The 7,718-nt window shown below is 69.8% G+C and carries 8 protein-coding genes; 6 read left to right on the top strand and 2 right to left on the bottom strand.

What is annotated here, in order from left to right:
• The first annotated feature begins 90 nt into the window (after window positions 1-90).
• The 6 genes from AC6H2I_RS25510 (at window position 91) to AC6H2I_RS25535 (ending at window position 6,222) form a co-directional block, all read left to right on the top strand.
• Window positions 91-660, top strand: coding sequence for a F0F1 ATP synthase subunit delta (locus AC6H2I_RS25510; protein ID WP_497503579.1), 570 nt, complete (start codon window positions 91-93; stop codon window positions 658-660).
• Window positions 660-2,189, top strand: coding sequence for a F0F1 ATP synthase subunit alpha (atpA, locus tag AC6H2I_RS25515; RefSeq protein WP_497503580.1), 1,530 nt, complete (start codon window positions 660-662; stop codon window positions 2,187-2,189). The genes AC6H2I_RS25510 and atpA overlap by 1 nt, the downstream gene beginning before the upstream one ends.
• Before the next feature lie 75 nt (window positions 2,190-2,264).
• Window positions 2,265-3,155: a F0F1 ATP synthase subunit gamma gene (locus tag AC6H2I_RS25520; RefSeq protein WP_497503581.1), complete on the top strand. Its 891-nt coding sequence runs from the start codon at window positions 2,265-2,267 to the stop codon at window positions 3,153-3,155.
• Window positions 3,156-3,214: 59 nt separating this feature from the next.
• A complete protein-coding gene (gene atpD, locus AC6H2I_RS25525; protein ID WP_497503582.1) occupies window positions 3,215-4,663 on the top strand; it encodes a F0F1 ATP synthase subunit beta in 1,449 nt (482 codons plus the stop codon).
• A 128-nt stretch (window positions 4,664-4,791) separates the two neighbouring features.
• Entirely contained in the window at window positions 4,792-5,208 is a 417-nt protein-coding gene (locus tag AC6H2I_RS25530; protein ID WP_497503583.1) for a F0F1 ATP synthase subunit epsilon, read from the top strand.
• A gap of 189 nt (window positions 5,209-5,397) precedes the next feature.
• Window positions 5,398-6,222, top strand: a complete 825-nt coding sequence (locus AC6H2I_RS25535; protein WP_497503584.1) for a ferritin-like domain-containing protein — start codon at window positions 5,398-5,400, stop codon at window positions 6,220-6,222.
• Between the two features lie 26 nt (window positions 6,223-6,248).
• On the opposite strand, the gene AC6H2I_RS25540 is transcribed toward AC6H2I_RS25535, so the two are convergent.
• Window positions 6,249-6,794: an RNA pyrophosphohydrolase gene (locus tag AC6H2I_RS25540; RefSeq protein WP_497503585.1), complete on the bottom strand. Its 546-nt coding sequence runs from the start codon at window positions 6,792-6,794 to the stop codon at window positions 6,249-6,251.
• Window positions 6,791-7,718 (bottom strand): divergent polysaccharide deacetylase family protein (locus tag AC6H2I_RS25545; RefSeq protein WP_497503586.1); only part of this gene is annotated, 928 nt, incomplete at its 5' end. The genes AC6H2I_RS25540 and AC6H2I_RS25545, both read right to left, overlap by 4 nt.

Consider the following 7,718-nt stretch of genomic DNA (forward strand, 5'->3'; position numbering starts at 1 on the left):
CTTTCGCGGCAAGGGCCGCCGCGGCCGGGGTAACCCGCACTCTAAGGCCCTGAAAACTCACCGTCTACCGAACTCAATTCGAGGGATCAGGTGGCATCCGAAGGTACAGGCGTATCCGAACTCGCGGGCCGTTACTCCACGGCGCTGTTTGAGCTTGCGGACGAAAGCAAGGCGTTGGATCAGGTTGCGAGCGATCTGACCACCCTGAAACAAATCCTGGCCGAGAGCGCTGACCTCCGCCGCCTCGTCCAAAGCCCGGTGATCAGCCGCGCCGACCAGGGCCGCGCCATGGCGGCGGTCCTGGAGAAGGCCGGCGTCTCGGACCTCACCCAACGGTTCGTCGGGCTGGTGGCCAAGAGCCGCCGGCTGTTCGCCCTGCCCGGGATGATCGACGGCTACCTCGCCGAGCTGGCGCGCCGCCGTGGCGAGAGCACCGCCCATGTCACCGCCGCGCGTCCGCTGTCGGACGCCCAGGTGCAGGCGGTGACCGACGCGCTGCGCAAGACCGCGGGCGCCAAGGTGGCGGTCGACGTGACGGTGGACCCCGCGCTGATCGGCGGCATGATCGTCCGCTTCGGGTCGCGCATGGTCGACACCTCGGTGCGCACGAAGCTCGACAAGTTGCAACTCGCCATGAAGGCCTCAGGGGGAACAGTCTGATGGATATCCGCGCCGCAGAGATCTCTGCGATCCTCAAGCAGCAGATCGCGAATTTCGGGACCGAGGCGGACGTTGCCGAGGTCGGCCAGGTTCTCTCGGTCGGTGACGGCGTGGCGCGCGTCCACGGCCTCGACAACGTGCGCGCCGGCGAGATGGTCGAGTTCCCCGGTGGCCTGAAGGGTATGGCGCTGAACCTCGAGACCGACAACGTCGGTGTCGTGATCTTCGGCGACGACCGCGGCATCAAGGAAGGCGACACCGTCAAGCGCACCGGCGCCATCGTCGACGTGCCGGTGGGCCGCGGCTTGCTGGGCCGCGTGGTCGACGGCCTGGGCAACCCGATCGACGGCAAGGGGCCGCTGGTCGACGTCGAGCGCAAGCGCGTCGAGGTCAAGGCGCCTGGCATCATCCCGCGCAAGTCGGTGCATGAGCCGATGCAGACCGGCCTCAAGGCGATCGACAGCCTGGTGCCGGTCGGCCGCGGCCAGCGTGAGCTGATCATCGGCGACCGCCAGACCGGCAAGACCGCCGTGGTGCTCGACACCTTCATCAACCAGAAGCCGATCAACCAGGGCGACGACGAGAGCAAGAAGCTCTACTGCATCTACGTCGCCGTCGGCCAGAAGCGCTCCACCGTCGCCCAGATCGTCAAGGCGCTCGAAGACGCCGGCGCCATGGAGTACTCGATCGTCGTCGCCGCCACGGCGTCGGAGCCGGCCCCGCTGCAGTTCCTGGCGCCGTACACCGGCTGCACCATGGGCGAGTACTTCCGCGACAACGGCATGCACGCGCTGATCGTGTACGACGATCTGTCGAAGCAGGCCGTCGCCTACCGCCAGATGTCGCTGCTGCTGCGCCGCCCGCCGGGCCGCGAGGCCTACCCCGGCGACGTGTTCTATCTCCACTCGCGCCTGCTCGAGCGCGCGGCGAAGATGAGCGACGCCAACGGCGCCGGCTCGCTGACGGCGCTGCCGATCATCGAGACCCAGGCCGGCGACGTGTCGGCGTACATCCCGACCAACGTGATCTCGATCACCGACGGCCAGATCTTCCTGGAGACGGCGCTGTTCTACCGGGGCATCCGCCCCGCCATCAACGTCGGCCTGTCGGTCAGCCGCGTCGGCTCGGCCGCCCAGATCAAGGCGATGAAGCAGGTCGCCGGCTCGATCAAGCTGGAGCTCGCCCAGTACCGCGAGATGGCCGCCTTCTCGCAGTTCGCCTCGGACCTCGACGCCTCGACCCAGCGCCTGCTGGCCCGCGGCGCCCGCCTGACCGAGCTGCTGAAGCAGGGCCAGTACCAGCCGCTGCCGGTCGAGGAGCAGGTCGTCGCCATCTTCGCCGGCGTGAAGGGCTACCTCGACAAGGTCCGGGTCGAGGACGTCACCCGCTTCGAGAAGAAGCTGCTCGACGAGGTCCGTTCCAAGGGGGCCGACATCCTGTCGACCATCCGCACGGAGAAGCAGATCACCCCGGCGACCGAGGAGCGCCTGAAGGCCTTCCTCGACGCCTTCGTCAAGGTGTTCGTCTGATCGTTGCCGCCGCGCCCGGTCCCCGCTGGGACCGGGCGCTGGTTTGCAGACCTCTTGCGGAAATGAAGGGCCGGCATGCCTAGCCTCAAGGATCTCAAGAACCGGATCGCCAGCGTCAAGTCGACGCAGAAGATCACCGCGGCCATGAAGATGGTGGCCGCGTCCAAGCTGCGCCGCGCGCAGGAGCAGGCCGAGGCGGCCCGGCCCTTCGCCGAGCGGATGGGCCGCATGCTCACCTCGCTCGCCGGCAACGTCCAGGGCACCGGCAACGGCCCGAAGCTGATGACCGGCACCGGCTCCGACCAGGTCCAGCTGCTGCTCGTCATCACATCCGACCGCGGCCTGTGCGGTGGCTTCAACGGCTCGATCGTCCGCGAGGCGCGGCGCACCATCGTGCGCCTGCAGCGCGAGGGTAAGACGGTGAAGGTGATGACGGTGGGCCGCAAGGGCCGCGACCAGCTGCGCCGCGACTTCGCCTCGCTGATCGTCGAGACCTACGAGGACATCGGCCGGCGCCGCCTGTCCTTCGCGGACGCCGACGGCATCGCCAAGAAGATCAACGAGATGTACGAGGCCGGCGAGTTCGACGTCTGCACCGTCGTCTTCAACAAGTTCAAGTCGGCGATCGCCCAGGTCGTCACCCTCCAGCAGCTCGTTCCGTTCGCCGTCGACGGCGGCGCCGCCCCGGCCGCGGCCGACGGCGAGGCCAAGGCGGTCTACGAGTTCGAGCCCGACGAGGAGCAGATCCTGGCCGAGCTGCTGCCGCGCAACCTGTCGATCCAGGTCTACCGCGCGCTTCTGGAGAGTGCCGCCAGCGAGCAGGGGGCGCGGATGACCGCGATGGACAACGCCACCCGCAACGCCGGCGACATGATCAACCGCCTGTCGCTGACCTACAACCGCACACGCCAAGCGTACATCACCAAGGAGCTGATCGAGATCATCTCCGGCGCCGAGGCGATCTGACGTACGGCAGACCGAACGGTCCTTTTTGACATAATCGAGTTCCGAGGGAGCTTTACCCCATGGCTAAGAAGACCGAAGCCCCGGCTTCCACCAACGCCGGCGGCCGGATCACCCAGGTGCTGGGCGCCGTCGTCGACGTGCAGTTCGAGGGCGATCTGCCGGCGATCCTGAACGCGCTCCACACCCTGAACGAGGGCAAGGTCCTGGTGCTCGAGGTGGCCCAGCATCTGGGCGAGAACACCGTGCGCGCCATCGCCATGGACGGCACCGACGGCCTGGTCCGCGGCCAGGAGGTGACGGACACCGGCGCCCCGATCTCGATCCCCGTCGGCCCCGAGACGCTCGGCCGCATCATCAACGTTATCGGCGAGCCGATCGACGAGCGCGGCCCGATCGGCAACAAGGCGGTCGCCCCGATCCACAAGCCGGCCCCGGACTTCGTCGACCAGTCGACCGAATCCGAGGTGCTGGTCACCGGCATCAAGGTCGTCGACCTGCTGGCCCCCTACGCCAAGGGCGGCAAGATCGGCCTGTTCGGCGGCGCGGGCGTGGGCAAGACCGTGCTGATCATGGAGCTGATCAACAACGTCGCCAAGGCGCACGGCGGCTACTCGGTGTTCGCCGGCGTCGGTGAGCGCACCCGCGAGGGCAACGACCTCTACCACGAGATGATCGAGTCGGGCGTCATCAAGCTCGACGGCCCGGGCTCCAAGGTGGCCCTGGTCTACGGCCAGATGAACGAGCCGCCGGGCGCCCGCGCCCGCGTCGCCCTGTCCGGCCTGTCGGTCGCGGAGTACTTCCGCGACGAGGAAGGCCAGGACGTGCTGTTCTTCGTGGACAACATCTTCCGCTTCACCCAGGCGGGCTCCGAGGTGTCGGCGCTGCTCGGCCGCATCCCCTCGGCGGTGGGCTACCAGCCGACCCTGGCCACCGACATGGGCGCGCTGCAGGAGCGCATCACCACCACCAAGAAGGGCTCGATCACCTCGGTGCAGGCCATCTACGTGCCCGCCGACGACCTGACCGACCCGGCTCCGGCCACCTCCTTCGCCCACCTCGACGCCACCACGGTGCTGTCGCGCCAGATCGCCGAGTTGGGCATCTACCCGGCCGTCGACCCGCTGGACAGCACCTCGCGCATCCTCGACCCGCGTGTCGTCGGCGAGGAGCACTACCAGGTGGCCCGCGACGTCCAGCGCGTCCTGCAGACCTACAAGTCGCTGCAGGACATCATCGCCATCCTCGGCATGGACGAGCTGTCGGAGGACGACAAGCTGGTCGTCGCCCGCGCCCGCAAGATCCAGCGCTTCCTGTCGCAGCCGTTCCACGTCGCCGAGGTGTTCACCGGCTCGCCGGGCGTGCTGGTGTCGCTGGAGGAGACCATCCGCGGGTTCAAGGGGATCGTCGCCGGCGACTACGACCACCTGCCGGAAGCCGCCTTCTACATGGTCGGGACCATCGACGAGGCGGTCGCCAAGGCCAAGAAGATGGCCAACGAGGCGGCCTGAGCGGGCGGGCGGCGCGTTCCGGCGCGCCGCCGACCGCGACGGGCCACCCGTCTGGCAACAGCGTACACGCCGCCCCCGCGCCGTTCCCAGCGGACGGGCGGGGGACCGGCTGAAGGGGCAGGACTGCGATGGCCGATAAAGTCGAATTCGAACTGGTTTCCCCGGAAAAGCTGCTGAACGCGCAGCCCGTGGACATGGTGGTGGTGCCGGGGAGCGAAGGCGACTTCGGCGTCCTGCCCGGCCACGCGCCGATGATCTCCATGGTGCGCCCCGGCGTCATCGACATCTACGAGGGCGAGCGCATCATCGAGCGCGTGTTCGTCGCCGGCGGCTTCGCCGAGGTGACGGAGACCCGCTGCACCGTCCTGGCCGAGCAGGCGGTGCCGGTGAGCGCGATCGACCGTGCCAAGGCGGAGAAGGAGGTGGCCGACCTCTCCGAGGATCTGGACGACGCCAAGACCGACGCCGACCGCGATGCGGTCGAGGGCCGGCTGGCCATCGCCCGCGCCAAGGTCGAGGCGTCCGCCGCCGCCGCTGCCCACTGACGGCGGCCGGGGCGCCCCGCGCGGCTGTGGCATCGGGGCCACATGCCGCGTCCGGTGCGGCCCGGGGCACGGTCTGCGGTCCGGCTTCGGCGTTGCATTGCGGGCACCCGGCGATACATTTGTTCACGGCACAGCGCGCCCCCTTTGCGGGGCGCGCAGTCGATTCCGGTCTAGGAGTGCGGCAGGGACATGGCGCAGTTGCATTGGAACTACGAGGATCTCCCGTGGGACAGCCTTGATCACAGCAAGGTCGACCCGGATCTGGTCCCGCTGATCAAGGCGGCGGCCCTGGTGGAGTTCAACGCGGACGACTACACCGCCTATCTCTGCAACGTGTTTCACGACGATCCCGGCTTCCAGGAGGTTGCGCGGGAGTGGGCGGTCGAGGAGGTCCAGCACGGCCGGGCCCTGGGCAAATGGGCCACGCTGGTGGACCCGGCGTTCGACTTCGAACGGGCGGTCCAGCGGTTCCGCGACGGCTACCAGGTGCCGATCGACCTGGCGACCTCGGTGCGGGGATCGCGCAGCGGCGAGCTGATCGCGCGCTGCATGGTGGAGACCGGCACCAGCTCCTACTACGCCGCCATCGGCGACTCCACCGAGGAGCCGATGCTGCGCGAGATCTGCCGCCTCATCGCCGCCGACGAGCTGCGCCACTACAAGATCTTCTACGACCACGCCAAGCGCTACCAGGAGAAGGAGCGGCTGTCGAAGCCGCGGCGCCTGTGGGTCGCCCTGTCGCGCATCGGCGAATCCGAGGACGACGAGCTGGCCTACGCCTACCACGCGGCCAACGCCCCGGAGGGGGCGCCCTACGAGCACAAGGCCTGCAACGCCGCCTACATGCGCCGTGCCTACGCCTGCTACCGGCCCAAGCATCTCGACCGGGCCATGGCGATGATCTTCAAGGCGTGCGGGCTGAAGCCGCACACCGGCTTCTACGCGCTGGCCAACCGCGCCGCCTGGTGGTTCCTCGACAGCCGCGCCAAGCGGCTGGCGCGCTCCGGCGCCTAGGCGGCCCCGGCCGGCGGGGCGGGCGCTCAGCCCGCCTGGAGTTCGGCCAGCACCGGCGCGAACTCCGCCAGCACCGCCTGGTAGACGTCGCGCTTGAAGGGGACGATGAGGCGGACGAGGTCGCCGGTGTCGACCCATTTCCAATCGTCGAATTCGGGATGCTCGGTGGCGAGGTCGATCTCGGCGTCGCTGCCGGTGAAGCGGGCGACCACCCACACCTGCTCCTGGCCGCGCCAGCGGCCCTTCCAGACCTTGCCCACGAGGTGGTCCGGCAGGTCGTAGCGCAGCGTCCCGCGGGTCTGGGCGACGATCTCGGCGCGGTCGGTGCCGATCTCCTCCTTCAGCTCGCGCAGGGCGGCCTGCAGCGGCGTCTCACCGTCGTCGATGCCGCCCTGGGGCATCTGCCAGGCGTCCCGGGTGTCCAGCCGCCGTGCGACGAACACCTGGCCGCGGTCGTTCAGCAGCATCACGCCGACGCAGGGCCGGTAGGGCAGCGCCGTGCGCTCCACCGGCCGGCCGGTCTGCTTGGCCGTCGCCGTCCTCCTGCCCGCCGTCTTCCTCTTGCCGCTCATCCGCCCAGTCCCTTCTGGCGGTTCACCACCGCCGACACCGGGGCCAGCACGACGCCGCGGTCCTGCAGCCCGGCCGCCCATAGTTTGATGCGTTCGATGGTGCTCGGGTAGGGGAAGCCGATGCCGATGGCCGCCCCTTGCGCCTTGGCAAGGCGCTCCAGCTCCTTGAGCTGGTCGTCGATGGCGCCGCGCGACAGGTCGCGGTCGATCACCCGGTCGACGCGCGCCCGCGGCACGCCGGCCTCGGCGGCCAGGGCCGGGCCCTTGCTGGCGGGCGCCGTCCCGGGATCCACGTAGAGCAGGCCGCGCGCCTTCAGGGTGTCGACCAGCGGCTTCATGGCCGCGGCGTTGGCGGTGAACTTGCTGCCGCTGCTGCTGGTGACGCCGACGTAGCCGACCGCCTTGGCCAGCGACCACAGCAGGCGCTCCTGGTTGCGCTCGGCGGCGAGACCGCTCAGCAACGCGTTGGGGCCGGGGTCGTTGCGCGGGAAGCCCTCGGGCTCCATCGGCAGGGACAGCATCACCTCGTGGCCGTCGCCGCGCGCCTTCTCGACCCAGGTGTCGAGGCGCTCGCCGTAAGGCACGAAGGCCAGGGTCACCGCGCCCGGCAGGTTCTGCAGGGCGTTGCCCGTGGTGACGCCCGACAGCCCCATGTCAGACATGATGATGGCGATCCGCGGGCGCGGGTCGTCGGCCGGGAAGGGACGGGCGTAGACCTCGGCCGGCGTGCGCCCGCTGGCACCGACGCGGGGCAGCGGCCCTGCGCGGGAATCCTCCACGAGCGCCGGCACCGGAGCCGCTGTCATGGTCACCCGGGCGTCGGGTGCGGTGGCCGCCCGGATCGGCGGCGGCGCGGCCAGGGGGGAGGCCGCGGCCGCCGCCGGCCCCGCCGCCGCGAGGGCCGCCGGAGCCTGGGCGGCGGCC

It is taken from the genome of Azospirillum sp. NS33 (genome assembly GCF_059703765.1).

Coding starts and splice junctions, on each gene's coding strand:
- atpA (WP_497503580.1), top strand. CDS start 660: ATGGATATCCGCGCCGCAGAGATCTCTGCGATCCTCAAGCAGCAGATC.
- AC6H2I_RS25520 (WP_497503581.1), top strand. CDS start 2,265: ATGCCTAGCCTCAAGGATCTCAAGAACCGGATCGCCAGCGTCAAGTCG.
- atpD (WP_497503582.1), top strand. CDS start 3,215: ATGGCTAAGAAGACCGAAGCCCCGGCTTCCACCAACGCCGGCGGCCGG.
- AC6H2I_RS25530 (WP_497503583.1), top strand. CDS start 4,792: ATGGCCGATAAAGTCGAATTCGAACTGGTTTCCCCGGAAAAGCTGCTG.
- AC6H2I_RS25535 (WP_497503584.1), top strand. CDS start 5,398: ATGGCGCAGTTGCATTGGAACTACGAGGATCTCCCGTGGGACAGCCTT.
- AC6H2I_RS25540 (WP_497503585.1), bottom strand. CDS start 6,794: ATGAGCGGCAAGAGGAAGACGGCGGGCAGGAGGACGGCGACGGCCAAG.